The sequence below is a fragment of the Mucilaginibacter terrenus genome (genome assembly GCF_003432065.1).
GTDB classification, from domain to species: Bacteria; Bacteroidota; Bacteroidia; order Sphingobacteriales; family Sphingobacteriaceae; genus Mucilaginibacter; species Mucilaginibacter terrenus.
In genome coordinates, this window is record NZ_QWDE01000001.1 from 1377767 (window position 1) to 1401221 (window position 23455).

At 43.2% G+C, this 23455-nt stretch carries 24 protein-coding genes; 6 read left to right on the forward strand and 18 right to left on the reverse strand.

Annotated elements, in window-relative coordinates:
• Nucleotide 1: 1 nt before the first annotated feature.
• The gene (locus tag DYU05_RS06075; protein WP_117382066.1) at nucleotides 2-1183 is read right to left on the reverse strand and encodes a lanthionine synthetase LanC family protein; all 1182 of its coding nucleotides are present in this window, start codon (nucleotides 1181-1183) and stop codon (nucleotides 2-4) included.
• 79 nt (nucleotides 1184-1262) lie between these two features.
• A complete protein-coding gene (locus DYU05_RS21495; RefSeq protein WP_133300172.1) occupies nucleotides 1263-1481 on the reverse strand; it encodes a class I lanthipeptide in 219 nt (72 codons plus the stop codon).
• Nucleotides 1482-2536: 1055 nt separating this feature from the next.
• Between DYU05_RS21495 and DYU05_RS06080 the strand changes: the two genes are divergently transcribed.
• The 3 genes from DYU05_RS06080 to DYU05_RS06090 are packed head-to-tail and all read left to right on the forward strand — an operon-like array spanning nucleotide 2537 to nucleotide 4044.
• Nucleotides 2537-2860 carry a hypothetical protein gene (locus DYU05_RS06080; protein ID WP_117382067.1) on the forward strand — a complete coding sequence of 108 codons (324 nt, stop codon included), beginning with the start codon at nucleotides 2537-2539 and terminating at the stop codon, nucleotides 2858-2860.
• Nucleotides 2861-2871: 11 nt separating this feature from the next.
• Nucleotides 2872-3333: a hypothetical protein gene (locus tag DYU05_RS06085; protein WP_117382068.1), complete on the forward strand. Its 462-nt coding sequence runs from the start codon at nucleotides 2872-2874 to the stop codon at nucleotides 3331-3333.
• Between the two features lie 3 nt (nucleotides 3334-3336).
• Nucleotides 3337-4044, forward strand: coding sequence for an SOS response-associated peptidase (locus DYU05_RS06090; protein WP_117382069.1), 708 nt, complete (start codon nucleotides 3337-3339; stop codon nucleotides 4042-4044).
• A 358-nt stretch (nucleotides 4045-4402) separates the two neighbouring features.
• Here DYU05_RS06090 and DYU05_RS06100 read toward each other — a convergent pair whose 3' ends face one another.
• The 9 genes from DYU05_RS06100 to DYU05_RS06135 all read right to left on the reverse strand — a co-directional run bounded on the left by DYU05_RS06100 (nucleotide 4403) and on the right by DYU05_RS06135 (nucleotide 9390).
• On the reverse strand, nucleotides 4403-4741 hold the full coding sequence (locus DYU05_RS06100) for a Panacea domain-containing protein (protein WP_117382071.1): 339 nt from the start codon (nucleotides 4739-4741) through the stop codon (nucleotides 4403-4405).
• 6 nt (nucleotides 4742-4747) lie between these two features.
• Nucleotides 4748-4897, reverse strand: coding sequence for a Panacea domain-containing protein (locus DYU05_RS21040; protein ID WP_165852004.1), 150 nt, complete (start codon nucleotides 4895-4897; stop codon nucleotides 4748-4750).
• Between the two features lie 50 nt (nucleotides 4898-4947).
• Nucleotides 4948-6216 carry a Y-family DNA polymerase gene (locus DYU05_RS06105; protein ID WP_165852005.1) on the reverse strand — a complete coding sequence of 423 codons (1269 nt, stop codon included), beginning with the start codon at nucleotides 6214-6216 and terminating at the stop codon, nucleotides 4948-4950.
• A complete protein-coding gene (locus tag DYU05_RS06110; protein ID WP_117382073.1) occupies nucleotides 6155-6646 on the reverse strand; it encodes a LexA family protein in 492 nt (163 codons plus the stop codon). The genes DYU05_RS06105 and DYU05_RS06110 overlap by 62 nt, the downstream gene beginning before the upstream one ends.
• 2 nt (nucleotides 6647-6648) lie before the next feature.
• The gene (locus DYU05_RS06115) at nucleotides 6649-7098 is read right to left on the reverse strand and encodes a hypothetical protein (protein WP_117382074.1); all 450 of its coding nucleotides are present in this window, start codon (nucleotides 7096-7098) and stop codon (nucleotides 6649-6651) included.
• A gap of 126 nt (nucleotides 7099-7224) precedes the next feature.
• Nucleotides 7225-7614: a response regulator gene (locus tag DYU05_RS06120; protein WP_117382075.1), complete on the reverse strand. Its 390-nt coding sequence runs from the start codon at nucleotides 7612-7614 to the stop codon at nucleotides 7225-7227.
• A gap of 489 nt (nucleotides 7615-8103) precedes the next feature.
• The gene (locus DYU05_RS06125) at nucleotides 8104-8340 is read right to left on the reverse strand and encodes a hypothetical protein (RefSeq protein ID WP_117382076.1); all 237 of its coding nucleotides are present in this window, start codon (nucleotides 8338-8340) and stop codon (nucleotides 8104-8106) included.
• 75 nt (nucleotides 8341-8415) lie between these two features.
• Nucleotides 8416-9189 carry a DNA-formamidopyrimidine glycosylase family protein gene (locus DYU05_RS06130; RefSeq protein WP_117382077.1) on the reverse strand — a complete coding sequence of 258 codons (774 nt, stop codon included), beginning with the start codon at nucleotides 9187-9189 and terminating at the stop codon, nucleotides 8416-8418.
• A gap of 6 nt (nucleotides 9190-9195) precedes the next feature.
• Nucleotides 9196-9390: a hypothetical protein gene (locus DYU05_RS06135; protein ID WP_133300173.1), complete on the reverse strand. Its 195-nt coding sequence runs from the start codon at nucleotides 9388-9390 to the stop codon at nucleotides 9196-9198.
• Nucleotides 9391-9487: 97 nt separating this feature from the next.
• Here DYU05_RS06135 and DYU05_RS06140 point away from each other — a divergent pair, with 97 nt between their 5' ends.
• Nucleotides 9488-10384 carry a DUF72 domain-containing protein gene (locus DYU05_RS06140; RefSeq protein ID WP_117382079.1) on the forward strand — a complete coding sequence of 299 codons (897 nt, stop codon included), beginning with the start codon at nucleotides 9488-9490 and terminating at the stop codon, nucleotides 10382-10384.
• Between the two features lie 157 nt (nucleotides 10385-10541).
• Here the strand turns inward: DYU05_RS06140 and ligD are convergent, their stop codons facing one another.
• Nucleotides 10542-13454, reverse strand: a complete 2913-nt coding sequence (ligD, locus tag DYU05_RS06145) for a DNA ligase D (protein WP_117382080.1) — start codon at nucleotides 13452-13454, stop codon at nucleotides 10542-10544.
• A 211-nt stretch (nucleotides 13455-13665) separates the two neighbouring features.
• Here ligD and DYU05_RS20885 point away from each other — a divergent pair, with 211 nt between their 5' ends.
• Nucleotides 13666-13884 carry a hypothetical protein gene (locus DYU05_RS20885; RefSeq protein ID WP_133300174.1) on the forward strand — a complete coding sequence of 73 codons (219 nt, stop codon included), beginning with the start codon at nucleotides 13666-13668 and terminating at the stop codon, nucleotides 13882-13884.
• Between the two features lie 543 nt (nucleotides 13885-14427).
• Here DYU05_RS20885 and DYU05_RS06155 read toward each other — a convergent pair.
• From DYU05_RS06155 to DYU05_RS21045, 6 genes are all read right to left on the reverse strand, one after another.
• Nucleotides 14428-15426 carry a hypothetical protein gene (locus DYU05_RS06155; protein ID WP_133300175.1) on the reverse strand — a complete coding sequence of 333 codons (999 nt, stop codon included), beginning with the start codon at nucleotides 15424-15426 and terminating at the stop codon, nucleotides 14428-14430.
• Complete coding sequence (locus DYU05_RS06160) at nucleotides 15419-17419, reverse strand: phospholipase D-like domain-containing protein (RefSeq protein WP_117382083.1); 2001 nt, start codon at nucleotides 17417-17419, stop codon at nucleotides 15419-15421. The genes DYU05_RS06155 and DYU05_RS06160 overlap by 8 nt, the downstream gene beginning before the upstream one ends.
• 119 nt (nucleotides 17420-17538) lie before the next feature.
• Nucleotides 17539-18606 (reverse strand): type I restriction endonuclease, encoded by a 1068-nt coding sequence (locus DYU05_RS06165; RefSeq protein ID WP_117382084.1) that lies wholly within the window; start codon nucleotides 18604-18606, stop codon nucleotides 17539-17541.
• Nucleotides 18607-19453: 847 nt separating this feature from the next.
• Nucleotides 19454-20113 carry a helix-turn-helix domain-containing protein gene (locus DYU05_RS06175; RefSeq protein ID WP_117382086.1) on the reverse strand — a complete coding sequence of 220 codons (660 nt, stop codon included), beginning with the start codon at nucleotides 20111-20113 and terminating at the stop codon, nucleotides 19454-19456.
• 10 nt (nucleotides 20114-20123) lie between these two features.
• Nucleotides 20124-21806, reverse strand: coding sequence for a tetratricopeptide repeat-containing sensor histidine kinase (locus DYU05_RS06180; RefSeq protein ID WP_117382087.1), 1683 nt, complete (start codon nucleotides 21804-21806; stop codon nucleotides 20124-20126).
• A gap of 66 nt (nucleotides 21807-21872) precedes the next feature.
• Nucleotides 21873-22025: a hypothetical protein gene (locus DYU05_RS21045; protein WP_165852006.1), complete on the reverse strand. Its 153-nt coding sequence runs from the start codon at nucleotides 22023-22025 to the stop codon at nucleotides 21873-21875.
• A gap of 385 nt (nucleotides 22026-22410) precedes the next feature.
• On the opposite strand from DYU05_RS21045, the gene DYU05_RS06190 reads away from it, so the two are divergent.
• Nucleotides 22411-23202, forward strand: coding sequence for a hypothetical protein (locus DYU05_RS06190; protein WP_117382089.1), 792 nt, complete (start codon nucleotides 22411-22413; stop codon nucleotides 23200-23202).
• Nucleotides 23203-23455 lie beyond the last annotated feature (253 nt).

A 23455-nucleotide genomic window follows, 5' to 3' on the forward strand; every position in this document is an offset into this window, starting at 1 on the left:
TTCAGTGTAGCATTAATAAGTAATCCCAATTAAAATCCGACGAAATGTGGCTCAATAGGACAAGGCCAATACCTGCACTTCCTTCTAAAAGTGCATGGTCTTCCTCATGGACCTTTAAATAGCCATTATATTTCTTGTAGCCGTCCCGCCAGTTTGCTCCCTCGATTTTAATTAATGTTTGATCCATCCAATAATCGCGGGCACTCTCAAATTCGGAGAGTTGGTAAGTTGTGCTTAAACGATTGTATATATGAGCAATGCCGGATGTTCCGTGACAAATGCCCGCGTCACTAACGATTTCATTTCTGTAATTTCTTCGCTGGATTGTATGATGTAACACTTCAAGAGCAAGCTTCCGAAATTTATGCTCTCCGGTGAGCAAACCGTATTGAAGCAGGATATAGCCGATCGAAAGATCGCCATAACACCAGGCCATTCTGCTGGGAGAGAAGTCCGGTTTGCCACTAATAATGCTGGTAAAATAGCTACCAGCACTGCCGTCACTGTGATTTTGGTACAAATACTCTGCAATTTTAGCGGCAAGGTGTCCGGCATCCTTCGTGCACACTTTTCTTCTTATACACTCCATGCAAAACTTCAAAACACTTGATATACCATGGGATAAGCTGAGGTTCACCTCCCCCAACTTCAAACCGTATTCTTCCATTGCAAAATAAGGGAGAATGTCTTTGCCGGGGCTTTCGTTAACTAGATTTGTTAAAAGAGAAAAAAAACGATCAAAATATGGTTTGTTTTTATTCGGTTCGCCATATAATAGCCCGTAAAAGACGCCCGTGCCACCATGCAAATAGTCATAATTGTTATATTCAGTCATTTCCACAGCCCTTGCGGCAACTTCATCATTGTCATCGCAGATAAAATCCAGGTCGTCCTGAGAAATCACATCCTCTCTATTGAGGTAGTTAAAAAACCAGTTCACACCAGCTTTACCGTCGCAAAAGGTCGCGCTTTCTAGCCTGTACGCAACAGCGACCAAATCTTCCAAAACTGTGGCGTCGACTGGAACCGCTAAAGATTGATTAAAATATTTGTTATACTGATATGTGAACAGTCTGAGCCCAGCGTCGCCAGACATCAGTCCGGCATGGCCAGTCGATAATACAGCCGTATTTTCGTGTATGCGATGGAGTATAGGGATAATTCGCTCTGTAATCAGGGTCATTGATATCAGCTTTACAATTATTCAATTGGCATGATTGAATACAGGTTCCTAGCTTCATCCACCAGGAACCTGTTGTTGGTTAGCAGCCACACCAAGAAGCCTGGCAACTAGCCAAAGCAGTAGTGGGAACAACACATCCCCCAGGACCTGTCGGACCGCAACGAACTACCTGACTAATGTAACCGCTTCCACCCAGAACATTCAGCATGTTCTCATTGCTTAAATCTGAAATTTTGTCTTTCATCAGTTGAAGTTTTTTTGACTGCAACTTTTCACGATTTAAATTTATTTTTTTCATATTCTACCACATTGTTACGTGGCCAATTTTAGGTTTTCCTCACCTGTCTTACGCCATGGGTTGGTTGTTCAGCGTCGCTTATAAAGTGTGCAATACACTACCTTTTGGTTTTCTTTGGGCAATAAAGGTTAACCCCGCGCCTGTCGGCCGGACAATATTTTTGATCATACTTATAAGTATTATCAGATGAAAATTATAAATTAAAAATTATCGTTAAAAGAAAAATAGGTCTCATTCAGTCAATTTAGGTTAGCTAAATATAACTATTTTTTAAAAAAACCAACAATATTCAAAATATTATTTTAAAGAGTGTACGTAGGCTATCATCAACTAAGGTCAAATTTTTTAAACGTACTGGGCCGAGCTTGTAAGAACGTCCTGTCTGAAACATTTTCCTGAAGCGCAGGTTTTGGGTGTACTTATTACTAGGAGACGATTCAAAAAGATGAAAATAATGACGATCCTTTTATACTGATAAAAGGTGGTTGATTATAACTAAGATGAGGTTAAGAGTGGAAAAACCGCATGAAAATGTTTTTTTTCTTTAAAATTCCTAGAATAAGATCAACAACGCAATAGTATATAACTATCGATAATAAATTGTCAGTTTAATTAGCCTGTTTGTTAATTGTAATAGGAGCTTGTAATCTTGACACATTTTTTTAATTAAAATAGAAAGTTCTTTAAAAAGACTCAAAACTACTCAAGTTATTGGGTGACTTATTGATGACTTGATTGAATTACACGTTATAAAAATTATAGTCCAGGCGATTACAATATGGTTAGATCCCGTCCATTCTGATAAAAGCAATGTAAAAAATTGCTAAATTCTTCAATTACATGTATACAGGCTTTTCATTTGACTCTTTTTGCAATCTTATCTAACCATTCTCAAGAGTTTACCTTAGAACTGTAAACATCAGCTGAAATACTTTTTGACCATGAACACGCTGACTTCTTTAGAAGATATATCACAACCCTTCTAATACTCGCTGCGTATTACAGGGCTAACAAAATTTATTTTTGACTGTATATCAATTAACTAATCCAAATGCATGTATTTCGAAACCTATTCAGTTCATATCATCAGGGATACCGGCGAATACATTAATGTTGAGGTCGCACCCGAGTACCAGCCAACTGGTCGGCAAGGTCACGCGGCAACAGGCGTCTACTCTCTGGAGCTTTGCTGCGATCCTGCAGACATAGAGAACCAAGAAGAACTATCAAAAGAAGATTACTCCCTGGGTGCGGTGCACTATGACAAGAATACCTTGTTATACATGTATGTAGGCAAGCAATTAAGCGAGAGAGAAGCCAAACAGGTCATCGACTACATACAAAAGCAAGAAAGCAGTAACGACGAAATAACCTTTTAAGTCAAACATCTATGAAAAGCATAAACATCCCTCTAAGCAATTCGATCCTCGTTGTCAAAGCCACACCTACTACCTTTGACTATAACGGTGTACCGCTCCCCACCGGCGTTTACAGCCTTACTGCAAATGGTGAAGATTACGGCGAGATTGCTTTCGAGATAAAAGACGTTTACGAATGGGAGTATTCAACAGACAAGCTTACCCAGGAGCAGCTTGACCAGGTTGTATATGTACTGCAGAGGGATTTGAACGGCGGTGAAAACATGGACAGTTTCGTTTTCAATGAGACGGTAGATGGTGTAGAGCACTTTTACAGGATCACCCAAAGTGATGGAAGTTTCGGAGTCGAGAAGGACGGCTATGTAATAGCAGAACTTGAGCATGAAGAAGATTGGATTCAGATATCAGGCATGCCTCTATCAGAAGAAGTAATTAACAAACTTGCTGCGCGCATTGAAGATCATTACGAATAATCTATGTGTGCACGATTTGTACTAGCCGCGGCTGAAAAAGTGATACTGGCAGCTTATGCAGCTGAAATGGAAGCTGAGTATAAGCAGAATTGGAACATAGCGGTCACCAACGAGAGCTTCGTGATTACTGCTGATAAACCTCATGCTATACAGTCCATGCATTTCGGGATCATACCATGGACATCACAAACAGGCAAACTGGAGAAGCAGACGTTCAACTCCAAAACTCGCAATCTATTGACTAGCAAGATTTGGAGGCCGTTATTCGAACAACACAAGCGTTGCCTGGTGCTCAGCACGGGTTTTTACGAGTGGAAGAAAATACCAAACGAGACATCAAGGGAGGATAGAGAGCCTTACCTGTTTACATTGAAAGACCGACCTTTATATGCTTACGCTGGTTTATGGTCGCAATGGCGAGATCCTGAAACAAAAGAGCCCTACAGAACATTTTCAATCGTTACCACTGAATCAAACGACCTTGTTGGTGAAGTACACGATAAACATCGTATGCCGGTAATCTTGAGTAAAGAGAATGAGGATCTCTGGTTGTCAAAGGATATTTCACCATCTGCCCTGCTGAACATTTGCGTTCCATTCCCTGATGAGTTGATGAACCGCGTACGGGTATCAAAGCGCATTAACGCTGTTAATAAAAAAAAGGTCCCGAATAATGATGAGGGGCTGATCTTGCCGGAGAATAGTTTGTAGTCACTATAAATGTTTGTACTACGGCGTTCTAAACAGGTACTTCATTACAAAGTGGAATATTGCTATGATGTTCGCTGTTGTAGTTGTTAATAATGTAATTAAAACTGAATCGGAGTAATTTAAGCTACCATTACCGGCACCGATAAAAATGGTGACAACACATACGATCCACAGGCTAATCAATACGAATACAAGTTCAGCATATCTTTTTCTCTCCTTTCTATTTTGACGATCACTTTTAAGTTTTTCCTTTCTGATGGCATTTTTTTGCTTTTTCGAAAGAAAAACAGATTCATCCCATATATAGACGCATCAATTCCAATTTCAAATGGCAGGTCTTCCGGAGCTAACGTCTCATTCATTGTTTAAGAAGGAAGCCTTTGAAGTAATCTTTAATTAGATCGTCGCTTATGGGTTTGGTGCCATCCTCACCTTTATAAACAGCGTCCCATGGCGATCCTTTCTTATGTGTCCAGTTAGATAAATCAGCAGCAGTTAAATGTGCAGTAGCCCTCAAAGTATAATCGATAGCCTCCTTTGCGTCTTCCCCTAATAAGCTATCGTCAAAGTCGAGTATTGAGTATATTCCGCTACTTTTATTGAAGTTCGTTATAGGTTGATTCCCGTAAAGTTGATACTCGGTGTACAGGCTCGGTACAACAGGGCCAAATTTCCAAGCTTTAAATGCTTCTTTAATTAGTTTTTAATCTTTAATGGCCAAGTTGTACCCATGAGCGAAATAAACCATTTTTTGTAATTTCATTTGCGTTACAGGGGCGCCGCTGTCTATACCTTTTTGTACAAGGGCAGCCGCGATCTCCGAAGCAGAATATTTACCTGATTTAACTAGCATTTTTCAATATACTTAAAGAATTCATTACATCAAACATAAAAAATATTTTTTTACCCCCATCCCACCCTCAAAACATCCTCAATCCTAGTGGTATAACGTTTAGACAACAACGCCTGACGCATCCGCCATGGCTGTTCATAGCCCATAGCAGCGAATCGAACGGTATCTTTCCCCATCAGGTGATTGAGCTTATCAGCGATCTTAGCCACTTTAAGCATATTCTCCCGCTTAGTCATATCCTCCATCAGGTAAGTTTGCCGGGCACTCTCCGGAGTGAACTTGGTAAGAAATATACCGACCTTCTGATAAGGAAACCCGGGCTTATAGATGCGCTTCAGGCATTGCACAGCATACTTTAATAACTCTTGAGTAATGTTGGTAGGGATGGCCAGATCCATCGTGTGAGCGGCGCTTTTCAGCTTATGTACCACCTCGAACTGGCTGGTATGAAGAAACACCTGCAGCTGACCGCATAAAGAACCCTGCGCGCGCAGCTTAGGTGCTGAGTTTTGAACAAAAGCGCACAGCGCATCTTCTATCACCTTGTAATCATCTGTCTTCTGACCAAAGCTTCGGCCGGTGCAGATACCTTTCTTATCAGGTGGCAGATACTCCATGCTCAGCACCGACTTACCGTTAAGCTCATACCAGGTACGCAGGCCGGTGATGGTAAAACGCTTATGGATGTACTCGTAGTTGTTTACAGCGGCAAAATCCTTAGCGGTGTTGACACCGATCTTTATCAGCTTGGCTGCATTCTTGGGCCCTACACCCCATACATCCTCAATAGGCATATGCTCCATTGCAAATGCGGTACGTCCAGCATCATCCAACACACATACACCTGTTTTAAAAAGCTTCTTGGCGGTACGGTTGGCTACTTTGGCGAGTGTACGCGTGGGAGCTATGCCTATGCAAACGGGTATACCGGTTTGCTGCAGGATCCTACTTCGCAACTCGTTTGCCATTGCCTCAAGATCATGGGCGTGAAACATAGCGAGATCAACAAAGCTTTCATCAATACTGTAGATTTCAATTTCCGGCCACATCTCGCAGACAATGCCGGTGACACGCCGCATCATGTCCTGATAGAGCGTGTAGTTAGATGAGCGAAACCAAAGCTTACCTTCTTTTACAAGCTTCTCTAATTCGAAATATGGAGTGCCCATCTTTATGCCGAGGTCTTTGGCTTCCTGGCTACGAGCGATGGCGCACCCGTCGTTGTTGCTTAGCACTACCCCTGCTTTGCCGCGCAGCTCAGGCTGAAAGACTCGTTCGCACGATACGTAAAAGTTGTTGCAGTCGATTAACGCGAACATTGTTCTGCCTTCTTTGGTTGAGGACAGAATGCGGGACAACTCCTTCAATTGTAAAACGGTCGTATTCATTGATCAGGTGCGGAGCGTATTTGGGGTTATCGGGCATTAAATATCGTTTTCCTTCAAATTCTATGTAGCAGGCTAGTAAGTGTGAGTCGTTTAGCACACCGATGATCACATCGCCGTTAACTGGCTTAAGGCTTTTGTCTACAACGAGCAAATCAGAATCCTCTATGCCGGAATATTCCATGCAATCACCTACTACTCTTGCGTAATATATGGCATTGGGATGGGTGCCTACATAATCATCAAGGCTAATACGGTCTTCTTCGTAATCAGTGCCGGGACTCTCAAATGCTGCGTGAACCCAAAAGCCGGCTAAAGGCCTGCCGGGATGCAGCTCTCCGCGCTTGTAGACCTTAACTACCATCGTTACTCAGCCTTATTTTTCTTAGCTGCTTTAACTGCAAGAAATGCTTCTGCTTGCTCTTTATAGAAAGCATTTGCCTCTGCAAAATCGTCCTCATCCATAATGACGTCATGCTCGTAATCTATCGGTGAGCTTGACTTTATTACTGCTATGTCGCCATAAGTGTGATGTAAATAAAATTGTACAGCGTTGTGCCACTGTTTGGAATTGTCCAGATAAGGATTGTTTAGCTCGTAATCAGTATCTACACCAGTCACAAGCAGTGTATGTTCAGCCTGCGGGAACAGAGAACCGTCATTATAAGGTTCAACTCCATAGTTGTAAGATACTATGTTCTCCCAAAAGCCCGGAAATTCATAGTCAGGGGGCAGTACTTTAAGAGTGAATTCGTCTTTTAAAGAAACGATGTGATCGACACCATCAATCACACAAACATCATACTCTGCATTCATATCATTAAAATTTGAATACAAAGCTATGCTAAAAATATTAGCAAATGCAAGAGTGTTTATAAAAATAAGTATTCCGCGAGGGAATGACGTCCATAATAACAAAGCCCTCACGCCTTGATCGCAATCTCAACTACGACAAAGCCTGTCTTTTACAAGCAGACCGTTGACTTTTTGTTCTAATACATCTAGATCAAAAGGTTTTTTCAAGTAAGCGTCGGCTGATGCTATACTGGCAAGCTTCTCTATTTCGGAGTTAGCTGTCATAAGCATCACAGGAATCGTTCTCACAAGCGAATTTTTCTTAAGTCTTTGAATTGCAATTACACCTCCGGTTTCCGGCAGCCAATTGTCCATTATAACTGCGTCTGGCAAAATTCGTGAAACAATATCAACTGCATTAGTACACTCTGTGAAAGTATGTACCTCCCAGCCTAAGTCTTCAAATAAAAGTTTACAAATGAATAGGATGTCTTCATCGTCGTCAAAAACAACGAGTTTTTTGATTGGCTCAATCATGTGATTAGTAAAGCGCTAAAAAAATTTAATAGTTAGATTAATACAAACCTGATATCAGGGATTATGGGAGTCGGTCATACACTCGATATGCAATACTATACAGCTCCTTTGCAAAAGCAAAAAACCTGCGGCGCGTTCCACTTGTTTTGGAGGCGTTTAATTGCACGATTACTAATAATAACATCAGGAAAATCATTGACCACACAATAACATTGTGCGATAATTCTGAACCAAGTTCAACTGTTGACGACGGTTGATAGGAGGATTTAGAAGTTGTAATAAGTCAAAATTAACAAGTTAGAAAACTGCATTAATTTTTCACAGGTAGTATTTCAACGTACCAACAGGTACAAAGGTTGCAATCTGCAAAAATTTCAGAAAAAAACAAAGCCCCCTAACACTTGCTGCTCGGGGGCTTTAACCTAAACCTTATCACAATTATGTGGCAAGAGCCACTTTCATCGAGGTGGCAAGGTAGTATATTTCTGCTTATGGTTTAACCGGTTTCTTCTTTTCAGCCTCTACCTTTTTGGAGGCGTTCTTGCTAGATTTATAACGCATGTCCATCGTCCCGTCCTTCTTTAAATGCTTGTTTGCATTATAGCGGCGGTTAAGCTTGCCACTTTTAGTTTTCTTGGTAGTGTCCTGGAACGTGCCGGCGCTAACCTGGGTAAATGTTGCTAACCCAAACAGCAGCAGGGTCAACATGCTGAATATCTTTTTCATAGTTTTAGTTTATTGGTTAACAATAAGCTCGTTGAGAAGGTTTGCAGCTAAACTAAGCTTTCAAAGAGGCACATTCTACTCAAACAGCACCTGATCTGCCGTATAGTAGGTTTTACGTTTCTTAATCTCTGCTTTCAGGATTTCTTCACCGGAAAGTGTCTGTGTTTCTCTTGGCCTGTGCACCTGCAGGAAGTCACGCTCCTTCTCGGTAATGGTGTCCGGGAAGTTCTTTAAGATGTGATGTTCTGCCTTGGTGAGAACAGTTTTGATGGCTTTCGTTAGCACATCTATGTTTTCTTCTGGGATCTTGTTGGCAATCGAGAATGGCGAAATCTTAGCTTCATAAAGGATCTCATCGACATAGGCGTTGCCGATACCAATAACGGTTTTGCCTTCCGTCAACACGGTTTTGATCAGATGTGAAGATTTCGGTAGTACTTTCTTGAGATATCCTGCCGGCATGGCCATAGCATCGGGCACTTTTACCGGTTTAGGATCAAGCGTTAAAATAACGGCTTTCTGCCAGTCCGTAATCGCTAAACCAGTACCATCATCAAACAGCAGTTCGGCAATTGTAAACCGGTATTCATTCTTCACTTCATACCAGTACATCGTTCCGTGCAGCATCAGGTGAACACCTAACTGATGGCCATTGCCAAATGAAAAATGCAGCTCCTTACCTACCCTTTTAATATCCGTTAATACTTGCCCTTCAAATGCTTCTTTAAGCGCCGCTTCAGGCACTTTGAGCTGTCGGTCAATTAAGATCGTGAGCTTAGACAATGTTTTACCAACAAGCTTACTGATTAAGTTCTTCCTGAATATGTTTAGATCCGGTATTTCGGGCATGATGTATTATTTATACTGACTCTCTATCCTAAATCCTATTTCTTCAATTATGTCATCCGTCAAGATCACACCGTCTTTCTGTATCCAGGTCCATTCATCTGTATGAGCAATTGATCCCATAAAGCGATCATCAAAGATAACGTCGTAGCTCGTTGGCTGCATCACCACTTTGCATACTACTGCCTGGCCAGCGTACTCCATTGGAAATTCAAAGAAAGGATGTTCAATGTCCATGCGCAAATATAAATCTTAGCATGTGGAGTATGGAACTTAAATATTTACTTCTTACTTTGCTGCTATGGAATTCGGGCTTGTTAAAGATTCACTAGACGAAATAGACTTCACTCTGCCACCTGACACCGAGCTAACCAATAAAACGCTTCAACAAAAAGGTGGTGTTGAGCCCTTGCAAATATACGTAGGCGCATCGAAGTGGGGTGAGAAAAGCTGGAAAGGTATAATCTACCCTTCGGGAGTTCCTGACAACCAACTAATCCGCCCTTATAGCCAAAACTTCAACAGCGTTGAATTTGGAGGGTCATTCTACAAGATTTATACTGCGGAAGAAATAGGTAACTGGGTAAAACAAGTAACAGATTCCCCAGGATTTAAGTTCAGCCCGAAATTTCCTCAAACTATAACACATATCCGGAGGCTGAAAAATGCAGAGGAAATCACTGCTCAATTCTACCAAAGTTTAAGCGGGTATGGAGATCACTTGGGACCGTTGCTATTGCAGCTGGGTGATAACTTTTCGCCGAAAAACTTTCCGCAGCTTAAGGCGTTCCTCGAAACGTTAGATCCTTGCGTTAAGGTAGCTGTGGAGCTTCGAAACAAAAAATGGTATTCTGATACCGGCGCTCATACAGAAGTTTTTAATTTATTTGCTGAGCTTAAAATGGGCACAATCATCTCGGACACCTCTGGCAGACGTGACTGTGTGCACATGGATTTAACCACTACCGACGCTATTGTACGATTTGTAGGCAACAACCTAGATGCAACTGATTACAAAAGAATGGATGACTGGGTTGGGAGGATTGGTGAGTGGTCAGCAAAGGGCTTGAAGTCACTTTATTTTTTCATGCATCAGAACAATGAGAAGTTTGTGCCCGAGGCGTGCATTTACTTCATTAATAAAGTTAATGCTAGACTGGGAACGTCTGTTAAAGCGCCGCAGATGATAGTTGGATAACAAGATGCAGAATGAATTGCCGTTTGGAAGCAGTTATCCTGAATGTTGTTAATCAGTGTAAAAGAGACTTAGCTTGTTGCAGCTTTACTGGAATCAGTTCTTCATTAGCGTATATAAGGATTTCTTATCGACCATTAATGCGAGTTTTATTTATTCTTTAATTAAAGATGCTTTGAGCTTTTTTAAGGGTTTTAGCCAGATCAATTCCTTCTCCTAAAACGCCGGTAAAAAGATCTCCCGTTTCCCTGATCCGATCAATGGCATTATGAATGGTAAAGTCCCTCATTGTCAGTCCGGGCTTTACCTCCTCCCAGGTCACCGGCATGGAGACCGTAGCGCCCGGCTTAGGACGGAGAGAATAAACGCCCGCGATGGTGGCACCCGGACGGTTCTGCAAAAAATCCAGGTACATTTTCCCTTTGCGGTTCGAGATCATGCGTTCAAGGGTAGTAAAATCAGGTATTTGTTTTTCCACCAATTTTACGATGATATTGGCAAACAGCTGGCTTTGATCATATGTATATTGTGCACCGAGGGGGATATAGATATGCATGCCCGTTGATCCGGATGTTTTAGGGTAACTGGGGACATCTATGGCATCCAGTACTTTCTTCACCTCCTGTGCGGCCTGTACCACCTGATCGAAATGCTGTTTATCCGGGTCAAGATCAATGATACAATAGTCAGGATTATCGGGAGAAGTTATCCGGCTGAACCAGGGATTTATTTCTATGCAGCCTAAAGAGGCCATCCAAAGTAAGGTTGCTTCATTGTTACCCAAAAGGTAATCTTTGTCTACTCCCTCGCCATTGGTATGCGGCATTGTTTCCGCCCATTCAGGCGCTTTATCCCTGACGTTTTTCTGGTAGAAACTTTCGCCATGTATGCCGCCCGGAAAGCGGTTAAGCGACATGGGCCGGTCCTTCAGGTAGGGCACCATAAAGGGCGCGACCTGATGGTAATAGTTAAACATATCCCGTTTGGTCACTTTGTCCTCAGGCCAATATAATTTATTGAGATGCGTCAATTTGAGCAAGTGTCCATCAACCTTCACCTCTTCGGTTTCTTTTGTGGACGTGATCAACCGCTCCGCCGGTTTTTTTGATGATTGGAGCACTGAACCCTTTCTGCTTTTACGTGCCGCTTTTTGTGTTGGCACAATTGGTAGCGGATCATCCGGTGAGTTAATATCGCCAATAATCTCCTGGGTATCTGTTTCGATCTCCATGACCACATCTTTCGGGTCTTTGTCAGTACGCATTCCCTTGAAGGACGCCTGCCGTACTTTGCCATCGCTCGTGATCTCCGCAAATTCGACTTCACATACCAGTAGCGGCTTTAGCCACGTCGCTTTTGCACCTAAGCGCCTTGGCCTGAACTGCGATGGCTCATCTACATCCGGCTCTATGTCAAACGGGCTTTCTTTGGTTATTAGCGGCTCGAACAGCTTTATCATTTCTTTTTGCCTGCCGTCGTTGAAGCCGGTGCCAACTTTGCCGATATAGCGCAGCACACCTCTCTGGTCATGAACGCCTATAGCCAATGCACTAAAATACTTGCCGGTGCCCTCATTCTTCGTGAAGCCGGCAATAATCACTTCCTGCCGACGTTTGGCTTTGACCTTCAGCCATTCCCTTGAGCGTGCATCCGAAGTGTACAGGCTATCAGCCCGTTTGGCGATGATACCCTCCAGGCCCATTTTCTTTGCTGCTTCGAAAAACTCGATGCCACCAACCTCAAACACCTGGCTTGGACGGATCAATTCACTATTTTTAGGTAAAACAGCGTCCAGAATCTCGCGCCTTGATCTTAGCGGAAGCCCGGTCAGATCGCGCCCGTTATACCAGAGTATGTCAAAAACATAAAAAGCCAGCAGCGCATTTTTCTTGTTGCGCCAGTTCTGCAAAGCGCCAAAATCCGCGGTGCCCTGTTCATTCAGTGCCACGATCTCACCGTCCAGTACGACATTCATATCCCAACTTTCCAACAAATCATTGATCGGCTGAAATTGCCCGAATACCAGGTTGTTTCTTGATGTTAATGTAGCCTGTCCTTCATTTAGTGTAGCGAGTGCCCTGTAGCCGTCCCATTTGATCTCGTATATCCAGCCAGGCTGATCGAACGGCTCATCGACCAGGGTGGCCTTCATCGGTTTAATGGCAGCAAGAACCGGGACCTTAGGCAGTTCATTGAGCAATTCTGCGAGTCCTTTTGGTTCAGTGCTGATCTCTTCTTTTTCCGGGCCAGCTGCCTTAACTTTCGTTTTTTTTATTTTCCCTTGTTTGGGTGCTTCATTTTCATCTGTCAGTTCTATCCAGACCGGCGCATGGTCGCTTGCGCCCTTCCAGCCGCGTACTTCTTTGTCTACGTTTCCGGCAATAAGCCTTCCGGCAATTTGCTTGTTAAGCAGGAAATGATCCAGGCGCACACCTGCATTCCTTCCATATGCATCGCGCAGATAATCCCAGAATGTATAGATCGGTTCATCCGGATATAGTGTCCGGATGGCATCGGTCCAGCCCTGGTCTAATAGGTCTTTAAAAGCTTTGCGGCTTTCCGGACGAAACAAAGCGTTATCCCGGTATTTTTCGGGCTTATAGGTATCCAGTTCGGTCGGCATCACATTATAATCACCGATCAGGAGCACCGGCAGGTCACGGTCAACCAGGTCTTTCGCGTGATCAGCCAGTCTGTTAAACCATCGCAGTTTATAGTCAAACTTTGGCCCCGGCCAGGGATTGCCGTTTGGGAGATAGATGCAACCTACAACTATATCTCCGGTAAATCCTTCAATGTACCGGCTATGCGTAAATTCCTCATCTGCGCCCGGCAGGTCATCTCTCAATTCCTTAATGTCTGTTTTGGATAAAATGGCCACGCCGTTCCAGCTTTTCTGGCCAAGCCAAATGGCCTGGTATCCGGCATCGTTAACAGCCTTCTCCGGGAATTTATTATACTCTGATTTCAATTCCTGCAAGCATACGATATCTGGCTGCGCTTTTTTTAGCCAGCGCAGCAGGACGTCCAAACGGCCATGAATGCCATTGATATTGTAGGTGGCGATTTTCATTCCCAGCATAGCAACAAGGAACGTTGTCCATAGTTTGGAAAGGCTCAGAAGTAAAGCGACAATAACCAGATTGATAAGTCTAAGCCTGACCAAAAACCGATACCTGTGAATCTATATATGATTACCGGTCATCACACAAATGGTCTCCTCCTTTGCTGATTTACTGACCAAACTTACCAATACAGCAACATCGTGTTTAAAACAAGGTTAGATGGCAAGGCGTCTGCCTTTCGCAGGAAAACAAAAGGATAGAGCTTCAGGACACTTATTTGAACGGTTAAATCTTATCAGGCCGGAGAGCGCATCAAAAAATGCTATTTTAATTACTCGTTTGTCGGATGCCCTGAAAAGGCTTTACGCTGCTACTGTTCATAGTTTATATCAGCAAAGACTTCAAAAAACATTGAGAATTCGCCCAACTCTAAGGTAAATATCTAATGAGGTATTTGCCTTTTTTAAGTATCGGTAAACATGTATCTGCAAACCTCTGTTATTGCACAAAAAAGTTAGTGGAGTGACTCAACGGCTTTTTCTACTTGTTTCGTAGCCACGAGCATCCCATATGGAGTTTCCTGATAATTGGATGATGAATAGCAAATCCCCCAAATCTTTGCTGTATCAGTGGCTATTTACGTTTGATAAGGTTCATTATCCACTTTAGAAGTTCAATAAAGCTCCGTCTCGACCCGGTTTCATTTGAGATGTTCAGTTGAACAATAATAATTATCAGCATTAGCAAAATAAGCAGTAATACAATTAAGGAGTGTGCCCAGGAATTTACTTTTATAAACTGCTGATATAGTAGTATAAACATATTTTAAGTTTCAAATACATAAATGCCCTACATTGAAAACAATGCACGTCCCACCTTTAACGATGCTATATTTAGTACAATTGGTAAAAAGATTAAATTCAAATAGTTCAGGATCAAATTACCCATCACGAGTCCAAGACAGTTCGGATAGATTAAAAATTAATTTATTGATGGGGATGCATCAGTTTTCTTTGTAACGCCAAGAAAGTTAAGGATGGTTTTTTCAGCTTCTTCTTTGGAATCCGCGCAAGGTTGTAGCTCATATCTTTTCACACCGGATTGTTTCAGCCAATCAGCCCAAAAAAGTTTTAGGATATCGAGATCGGTAGGATGGATCATAGCCCTGCCATCTCTCGACCTCGAGCGGTCAAATAGCTCCATTACCAACACTTCAACGTTCTTGAGTTTCTTGTTTTGTACTGGTTTAATCCGGCAATCTTTGCGCTTCCTGAAATAAGCCTCTAAGTCCTGTTCTCCAGAGCTGATGAAAGCATTTCTGAAATCGTCCACCCTCCTTTGGCTCAGATCATAACCCTGTCCATAAATTCCAGCTTCTATGTAGCCATCAGTAGTGATTATTAAAATGTTTTTGTACTTGTTAAAGTAGGTATTCCCGGCGTCGTCCTGTATACCGTTCTCTGTTTGCAATACACGTTCACCCTCAAACTCCTTTAGGTAAGTCCAAACATCAGCACCGAAGTTTTGGGTTTTTGCCACATTATAAATCCTGGAAAATTCACTGTTCAATCGCGCGATATCACGTTGTAAAAACTCAGCCGGGTTGTTCCTTCGTTTGATATAGTTTATCCGCGCCAGCTGATTAGTTCCGAATCGCCCAAAATCTAATGACAAAGATTGAGTTTGAACGTTATATGTGCCGATCAACCCCTTGTTGATGAAGTCTACCCGAAATTTATCCCGTTGTTGTTCGGACCTCCCCTGCTTCAGAATGGAGGGGTAAAGGTTTTCTGTCAGTTTGCTTAAAATTGTAACATCTTGTAGCGCTCTCGCATATTTTGCCGGGTTAACTCTATTCGATAGATCAGGTGCAAAAGTGATATTGTAATGCGTGATCTCGAACTTAGAGGGTCTCGGGTCAGAGTTGGGCAACATAAGGCCGGAAAGTGTAAGCGTTAAAAAAAGTAGGAGTTTATTCATGAGCATGGATCTTTACCCGTTTGTCAAGTTTATTGTTCGTTTTTAGTAACTGCCATTCTTGTGCTACTTCCTGAGCCTGCGCCGTCTTCTGTGTTGCTTTGGAAACGGCATATTCCAGAAACAAGTAGTCATTCCAGCCCTCCAAAAACACATTGATCCGATCTTTAAGTGCATCTACCGATATTGGCAGATTATCCGATTGTATATGCAGGGTATAAATGGTCGCAATTTTGTCAATGGTATCGTTGTCTGTTAACAGCTGTCGCCGTTCCTTTTGAAGTTCCTGATTTAACAGAATAGGTGCCTGCTGAATTGCCTGTTCAGTGTTTTTAATATCACCCTTTAGCTGAATAATTTTTTTCTCTAGTCCCGCAATTTCTTCTTGTAAGCCCAAAGTTTTATCAACTAACAGGAGTAATTCGTCATTTAATTGGCGCATCACTACCTGCTGTCGCTGCTGAAGCATATCAAAACTCCGCTCTTTAAACTGGTGTATGACCTTTTTATAAGCAAGTTTGAATAGCATAAGTCCAACAGCACCAAAGACAAAGACGAGATAAAAATTCATGTCCTTAAAAGCCATCATCGCTTCCCAAAGTTGGTCAACATTGCCCCTTGCATAGTTTACACCGTATACCGCCTCTGTAACTTTATAGGCTACAGCTCCGTCTAATACCAACACACCACTCCAATAGAGTAGTTGATTTAGCACCTCATTCTTGGTAAACCGGTCAATAACAGCGAATGCCAGGGGAATAAAAGCGAAAAGGAAGATGAAAAAAGGCGCGGTCCCACCCTTATGAAACACCTTAGTTACTGCATAAGGATTGAATATCTGGGCAACAGCAGCTGAAACGCCTAAAGCATCAGCTTCTTTAGCATCTGCAACGCTAAAGAGTAAAATATATGCAGCGGATGAATAGAAGATCAGAAGGTAAATAAATAAGACAAAAGCCAGCACAGCGGATGGAAGCATCTCAAACCATTTAATCGCAGGTCGTGCCTGCTCTTGCTCAGCGGCTCTCAGCTGCAACTCTATGCCAGCTTCTTGTTGTTTAATATGAGGTATTTGTGTTTGCCTGATTTCTTCAATTTCTTTCTGTAAGACCTGAACCTCAGCATCCAAATCTGTTGCTTTTCTATTCAGGTTCGCCTTGTTCAACTCATGTTCACGTTCCAGGTGATTAATCTGCAACTCGGAAATTTTATTTAACTTATCTTTTGTCTTAACACGCTGTTCATCAATGCGGGCCTCCAACCGCTTCTTTTTATCTTCTATAACGTCGATGTCGTTAATGAATACAGAATATAAAGTATCCAATGACTTATACAGTACCTGGTGATCACCGTGATTGGCTCTGCACCGCTCAAATCCTTGCTCCCGCAGCAGTTTTCTATCGAAACTGCCTACCTCTGCCGCAATCATGGAGTCCAGTACCTGCTCGAATTCAGCACCTGTTCTATCCGGACCCTCAACAGAAGCGCTTTTTACACGATCTGCTTGGGCAACTGTTTTAGCCCCTGGTAGATTAGAATCGCTTTTTTGCTCATTGATTTTAGCTTTGATCCCGATAAAAATTGCCATTAAACCTGTTACTGTTTCCTCATGGTTGGTACTTATGATGCTTTCCTGGTTATTTTTTCTGGCATTCTTTGTCCAATTGTAAGAACCGTGAAGGGCAATACGACGATCGATGACACAGAATTTCTGATTCATTATGCCATATCCACTATTCTTGATTTTCAGAACAGATGCACCTTTTGATCTTAAAAGTTCGAAATCAAGCTTTTCATTTTCCAGGTTATCCGCAATGATAATATCAACATGAATACCTTCATTTATTTTGCGCAATACTATATCAAACAAATCTTCGTCAGTGAACCACCCCGTAGCAATCAGAATCTCAAATTCCGCATTTAGAAGTTCACTTTGGATCTTGGCATAGATTTCCTTGTTGTCATTTATTACCTGCTGCTCTATTAGTTCCATCATTTTTTTTATCAGTTATCGGCCGAATTAACGCATTGTTGCTGAAGAGCGGGTTCCCTGTTATGCTGAACCTATAAGAAGCTTACCGGTCCGAAATCAATAGGTCTCAAAAACACTGTGGTTTAAGCCAAGTAAAGCTTAACAGCGTCAAATAATTGCTGTTTCAAGCCGAACAACCCCTCTAAGTCATCTAAATCATATCGTGTAAAATTCTTGTCTGGACCTGCAATCCCCACACTCAGCTTTTTAGTGTTGAAGTAAAAGCGGCAGATTGGTCTGCGGTTGTTGTCGTCCAGCAAAATGGCACAGTAAGACTGGGCGTCCCGCATTATAATTCTTTTGGTATCTACCACCTCAGCTAAAATGGCCTTAACCATCAGGTGTCCGGAAATTTCTTCGGCCGTAGTAATGATCTTTTCATCAGTATCTGCTGTATTACTGCCAGTGGTAAGGTTCTCTGAAGCTGACTCAGGTAGCACTTCCACCTGCAAAACAGTTTTAAGCCTATCATTAATTATGTCGCTCACATACACTGCGCAAGCGGTCTTAGTAATGGATTTGAATTGTTCCAATACCTTCTGTGTCATTGCGCTTGGATAAACTTTCTTAGCGAAATACCGGACAAAGTCATCAGAAGGTTCTGAAAAGTCCTGATGCAGGAGATGCTTGATCTGGTTTAAGAATTTAAGTTCACTGGCCGTGTTGGTAATATTATCGACATTAAAATAAGACTTGTGGAACTTCTTCAATTCCCCGATCTCATTTTCTTTTATATCAGTTATCTTGAATTCAAAAAAAGGCTTGTCGTCCATTTTATTGGCCGTAATCAAGTCAGTATAAAATCGATAGTCTATACCGTTGGTCAGGAGGCTGAATTTGGCCTCGGTTGTATGAAAATAACGGAACAACTGCGAATTATGAGGATTCAAATCCTGTGTGTAATGCTTGCATTCAATTAGCAGAATTGGTTTGCCATCACTTAGTATGGCATAATCTACTTTCTCCCCTTTTTTGATACCAATGTCCGCCACAAATTCGGGGCTTACTTCGAATGGGTTAAATACATCGTAACCCAGCAATTGAATAAATGGCATAATCAGGGCGTTTTTAGTTGCTTCCTCCGTATGTATTTGCGGGCACAACTTGTCGACACGGGCAGCGAACTGAAGAATGGAATCTTTAAAGTCCATAAGTTGATATTGGTTATTGCAGTGAAAGGTTTATAATTTTAAGATCAAGCAGTTAATGGATCGGTGCTGTCAAAACTCGCTCCTTCGCATCTATTAGGATGACGGCGATTCTACTCATGGGCGCATTGCGGTTAATCAATGGCTTTTTGGATGTTGATTTCTGTTCATTTAATTGTGATAAGGTTTAGGTTGATATTTTCAGTCTTCCCAGCGGCAAAGCGTCTTACCGCTTTTCTTGGCTTGTTCCGGCGAAATTTTTATAATTCGGTACGTGCAGTTGCTCAGCCCGCGGCAACTTTCCTTTAAATGATAACGTTTTGCATTCGGGCTATCACAGACATATACTGTATTATCAGCTTTGCTACCACTAAACAACAGGGTTACCGGGGTATACAGATATAACATCAGTAGCTTCATATTCCGTCGATTAAGTTGTTCAAATTTAGTTCCCTCCTTGTGCCTGTTAATGCGGGAAACCGCACGGCTTGAAATTTCGATTGAGTTTGTGCTTCGCTATGAGAAAATGTTGGTGATTGGGGTGATGCCCGGAAATCTTTAGGCGGTAGCTTTATCGCTTACTATACCGTATGGCGATTGTGACCATCAGGAGTGCACAACTAATAAACAGCAGTGATGGTTATAGATGTGACGGATGCAGGAAGGCGACATACGTGTCCCAGACCTTAACAGCCCTACATTCAGCAGAGCGCTATTATTCACGTTTGCCTTATCGTTACTTGCTACAACAACTGGTTAAACAAATAACACCAACATATCTTTAAGAATTATTCAACAAAGAATAAAGGACAAAACGGATGAGACCAAGAAGATTGTAGCGGGCGTCAGCTCAGATCAGACCCGCATCCTTACAATAAGCGACCAACTGCTGGTTATTGGACACTTCCAACAAAGTACGTGCGCGATGCAGCGCTTTTTCGACGCTGCGAAGGCTCGCATTTGACATGCCCTGAGACTGCAGCCACTCCGGCAATTGCTTTTGCAGCATCCCTCCTGCCAACTGCCTGATGATCGCCCGCTCATATTCCGTCAGTGTATCCGTTAAGTGGCGGATTGATTCGCGGTAACCTTCGGGCAGATAACGCCGGTGCTGACCAATCATTGTGATCGCCGCACGAAGATGTTCAGCATCATGCCGTGCCTTTCTGACGTAGCCATCGATTTTCAACTCGCTGAATAGCCTTCCAATCACAGCAGGCCGCTGTTCGCCGGAAAAGACGAGAACTTTAAGGTCCGGTTGAAGCAGCCGGGCCGCGATAATCAATTGTTCACCGCTTTTCAATTGCTGGGGTGAGCCATCCTCCTCAAACGACAGGTCCGTTACCAATAAAGTGTATGGCTCGTTGTGTTTAATCGCAAGGCCAAGCATTCTGAGCGCGTCGTCACAATAATAAGCATGAATATGTGGCAACCCAAGGTCATCCATTGTCTTGCGAACAGAAATATTCGCAGATTCATGATCTTCAGCGATAAGGACTTTTTCACCCATAGAATAAAGATTAAATTGCGGGAAAAGACAGCTGTACCTGCAAACCGCTTTCCCGTTCGGCCTCAAAGATAATGCTGCCTCCGATTACGGACATGCGGTTTTCCGTATGAATGATCCCGTTTCCCTTACGATAAGCAGATGGCATGCCTGCACCATTGTCCGTATAAATCACTGAACAATGGTCACCTTTTCTCCCGAAAACAATGGTAACTAAAGATGCATGGCTATGTTTACGCATATTAATCATCAGTTCCTGTAGTACCAAAGAGACCTCCTGTTTGACCATAGCTGTTGTCCCCTGCCAGAAAGCAGCAGAACACTGATCTATAACTACCCTTGTTTGCTCTGTTCGAAACGAGGCCAGCATCGCTGCCAGGTGAATTTCAAAACTTTCCAAAGGCACCGGTTCATCCTCATAGCTGAGATCACGGGCACGCTGATAAAGCACCTCCAAGCGGTCAGCCAATTCCGCCGCATCAGCGGAAGAGCCGTTGTCCAGGTCAGACATCATCCGGTATAGGTCATTGGCCAGGACATCGTGCACCCGTTTTGAGTTTTTCTGCTGTTGTGCACGCAGGCGCTCAGCAGCTTCGCTTCGCAGCCGTGCGTGGCGCCTCCTGACCAATGCAACCACTAATACGGTTGCTACAATTATCGCTAACAGTAATCCATAAAGGAGGATCTGCTGCTGCAGCAAACGATACCGTTGCTCGGTATTGTCTTTTTGCAAATTCAGGTTATCCGCTTTCGCCTTCTCCGTTTCATACCTCACCACCGCAAACTGATTCCGCGCTGCATTTCGGGCGGAGGTGAGACTGTCCTGCAAAACGCTATACCGCCTGAAATCATTCATTATATCTTTACCGGAATTGACCAGAATCAGCTTTTGCAAAGCCTCGAGCTCATCATCAGGGCTCTTTAGGGCTTTAGCCGTCCTGTACATTAACTTTGCATAATTTGATGCTGAATCCCTGTTTCGGGGAGTGTAATAATCTGCAAGGTGTGCATAACTGGCATTTTGCCCCCATTTGTCCTGAATATCCAGCCGTAACTTTAAAGCAGCTGTATAACCTGGAACGGCGTTATAGGACTTGTCCTGTTTCCAACGAGCCCAGTGATAGTTATCCAATACTTGTGCATATTTTGAAGTATCAGTGTGCAACTGAGGATCCGACAACAAAGCCCGGAACAACTGTATTGCTTCCTTATACCGGCTCAGTTCCGTTAAGGTCACTCCCAGATTGTTCCTGTAAAGCAGCTTCGCAGACCTCTCCTTTTCCGCTGCTATTGCCCGGCGGTACCAGTCAGCGGCACTCCTGTAACTCTTCAGCTTATAATCATTGATGGCTATAATATTGTAAACTGAAGGCAGGTAAGGGTCGTCCGCCCGAAAAAATTTTAACGATTTGACCGCCGTTTCATTGCTGCCGTAAAAATCACCCTGGTCGCTCTGAATAATCGCGAGGGTGGCGTGGATCTGCGCAAGTATAAGCCTGTCCTTCGTTTCCGCTGCAGCCTTGGTGTAATACAAAAACGCGCTATCTGCTTTATGCTGCTGATAAAAGGTCCAGGCTTTAAGATGATCTGCCGTAGCGTATACCTTGACAGACTGTTGCTTCTTTTCCAGGCAGGACGCTTGCAAGAACAACAGGAGATATAAGAGGAAAAAGAGGAAAGTGCGTGTAAGGTTCACACTTCTAATTTATGACATAGCACCTTATAAAACAACAGGGCAGAATTTCTTCTGCCCTGTTAGTTATTATCCCTGACCTGGTGGAGGTGGCGGAGGTGGTGGTGGCGGGTTCTGGCCGGTCTGGCCCCCGGTACCATCGGTCTGGGTTGTTACACCGCCATTCTGACCGGACACAGGTGTTCCAAGCGCTAAGAATAGCGCGATAAGCAATTCAATCATTTCCAAAAATTTAAGGGTTACTAAATGCGCCCCTGGCTGCCGGACTATCCGGCAAACCTGAAGCAAACCCTGCAGAAGCTCCTCTCCTGCAGCTTTTTGGGAAGTAGAACTTACCTGCGGAAGCGGCTCACCGCTTCCCAAGCCGGGTCGCTGCCACCACAGATACTGTTCCTGTTGAGATCACTTTGTGCACTGCCCCGTCGGCCGACGGAGATCTTTCGTTGATTTCGAAAGCAAATATATAGATGGTAAAACCCTCATTACAAGCGGATTCCGCCCGATTCCGATGCATTCCTTTTCGTGCATTCGGATTCCGGTAAAAAGCGTCCGGGAAGCTTGCGGATTCCCGCAGATTGATTTACCTTCATTTTACAACCTTTACAATATGTCACCCGAGGAAAAAACGGAGTTATTGGCCTCATACAACCGTAGAAAGGAGGCCAATTTGCTTTCTGAATATTTAGCTAAACCTGTCCCGTCAGGAATCAAAAAAGAGTGTATCAGACTTTACAGGGAAGGCCTGCAACCGGAGAACGCACAAATCCTTAAACAATTTTTCAAAAAAAATGCCCCACAAGACTTCGAAGAGGCGCTTGAAGATATAGATATAGACAGGTTCCGTCCAACTGCCGGCTTGTTGAATGGCAGAAACTTCACCGCAGAAGAGAAACATTACGAACTGATTTCCTGGTTGCTCGGAACGGAAGAAGTAGCAACTTCAACCAACAACCAAAATGACAACCAGCTGGCAGAGGCAACGTCAGGAGGCGATCCGAGTAAAGAAGAAGTGGATAATTTCTCCTGGCGGCGGACTTGGGGAAGAATAACCGCCGCTGTTGCTGCACTTATGCTGCTCGCCTGGGTTGCGTGGCTAATCATGCCAGTGGAAAGTCAATGCATGTACTGGGACGGCAATACCTACGTGGGAACAGCCTGCGACGTGCAAGTACCGGGCAGAACTGCATATGCCCTTAACGAAGCCAAGCTGGACCATTTCAAGAGAGTGCTGCGGTCTGACACCCTGACCAAAGCTTCTGTAGGCAGATTGTGGTATTTTAAAATGAATCGTAAGCTGGAATTGTTTACGGATAGTGGCATGCACCCGGTATATACGAATCGACGTTTACGGCCATTAAGCGACTATATGTTAGAAAAGTACTTTATCAAACATAAATAAACGGTGGTTTGGGAAGATTGGCCAGTTTGCTTTTGCGCCGGCACTGAATTGCTGAATGCTAAACGTGAACTACCGATTGATAAACTAACCGTTTAAACATCACCGGATAGGCAGTTTCCTGCAAGCCGGTATAAAATATTCGAAGATAACCTAAGCCTATCGTCTTAATCCGTTCGATAAGAACGCGAACTTTAAAGGCAGCTTTACCACCCGTTTTTTGGGTGATAATCGGTAGCGCCAATGCACAACATCA

What these genes read in the sequence shown, in the direction of transcription:
- DYU05_RS06155 (WP_133300175.1), bottom strand. Translation starts at nt 15,426, where the DNA reads ATGAATAAACTCCTACTTTTTTTAACGCTTACACTTTCCGGCCTTATG.
- DYU05_RS06115 (WP_117382074.1), bottom strand. Translation starts at nt 7,098, where the DNA reads ATGAATGCAGAGTATGATGTTTGTGTGATTGATGGTGTCGATCACATC.
- DYU05_RS06190 (WP_117382089.1), top strand. Translation starts at nt 22,411, where the DNA reads ATGTCACCCGAGGAAAAAACGGAGTTATTGGCCTCATACAACCGTAGA.
- DYU05_RS06135 (WP_133300173.1), bottom strand. Translation starts at nt 9,390, where the DNA reads ATGGAGTACGCTGGCCAGGCAGTAGTATGCAAAGTGGTGATGCAGCCA.
- DYU05_RS06110 (WP_117382073.1), bottom strand. Translation starts at nt 6,646, where the DNA reads ATGGTAGTTAAGGTCTACAAGCGCGGAGAGCTGCATCCCGGCAGGCCT.
- DYU05_RS06080 (WP_117382067.1), top strand. Translation starts at nt 2,537, where the DNA reads ATGTATTTCGAAACCTATTCAGTTCATATCATCAGGGATACCGGCGAA.
- DYU05_RS06175 (WP_117382086.1), bottom strand. Translation starts at nt 20,113, where the DNA reads ATGGGTGAAAAAGTCCTTATCGCTGAAGATCATGAATCTGCGAATATT.
- DYU05_RS06140 (WP_117382079.1), top strand. Translation starts at nt 9,488, where the DNA reads ATGGAATTCGGGCTTGTTAAAGATTCACTAGACGAAATAGACTTCACT.
- DYU05_RS06075 (WP_117382066.1), bottom strand. Translation starts at nt 1,183, where the DNA reads ATGACCCTGATTACAGAGCGAATTATCCCTATACTCCATCGCATACAC.
- DYU05_RS06085 (WP_117382068.1), top strand. Translation starts at nt 2,872, where the DNA reads ATGAAAAGCATAAACATCCCTCTAAGCAATTCGATCCTCGTTGTCAAA.
- DYU05_RS21040 (WP_165852004.1), bottom strand. Translation starts at nt 4,897, where the DNA reads ATGCTAGTTAAATCAGGTAAATATTCTGCTTCGGAGATCGCGGCTGCC.
- ligD (WP_117382080.1), bottom strand. Translation starts at nt 13,454, where the DNA reads ATGAAAATCGCCACCTACAATATCAATGGCATTCATGGCCGTTTGGAC.
- DYU05_RS06125 (WP_117382076.1), bottom strand. Translation starts at nt 8,340, where the DNA reads ATGAAAAAGATATTCAGCATGTTGACCCTGCTGCTGTTTGGGTTAGCA.
- DYU05_RS06130 (WP_117382077.1), bottom strand. Translation starts at nt 9,189, where the DNA reads ATGCCCGAAATACCGGATCTAAACATATTCAGGAAGAACTTAATCAGT.
- DYU05_RS20885 (WP_133300174.1), top strand. Translation starts at nt 13,666, where the DNA reads ATGGCAAGGCGTCTGCCTTTCGCAGGAAAACAAAAGGATAGAGCTTCA.
- DYU05_RS06090 (WP_117382069.1), top strand. Translation starts at nt 3,337, where the DNA reads ATGTGTGCACGATTTGTACTAGCCGCGGCTGAAAAAGTGATACTGGCA.
- DYU05_RS06165 (WP_117382084.1), bottom strand. Translation starts at nt 18,606, where the DNA reads ATGGACTTTAAAGATTCCATTCTTCAGTTCGCTGCCCGTGTCGACAAG.
- DYU05_RS06160 (WP_117382083.1), bottom strand. Translation starts at nt 17,419, where the DNA reads ATGATGGAACTAATAGAGCAGCAGGTAATAAATGACAACAAGGAAATC.
- DYU05_RS21045 (WP_165852006.1), bottom strand. Translation starts at nt 22,025, where the DNA reads ATGATTGAATTGCTTATCGCGCTATTCTTAGCGCTTGGAACACCTGTG.
- DYU05_RS06120 (WP_117382075.1), bottom strand. Translation starts at nt 7,614, where the DNA reads ATGATTGAGCCAATCAAAAAACTCGTTGTTTTTGACGACGATGAAGAC.
- DYU05_RS06105 (WP_165852005.1), bottom strand. Translation starts at nt 6,216, where the DNA reads ATGTTCGCGTTAATCGACTGCAACAACTTTTACGTATCGTGCGAACGA.
- DYU05_RS21495 (WP_133300172.1), bottom strand. Translation starts at nt 1,481, where the DNA reads ATGAAAAAAATAAATTTAAATCGTGAAAAGTTGCAGTCAAAAAAACTT.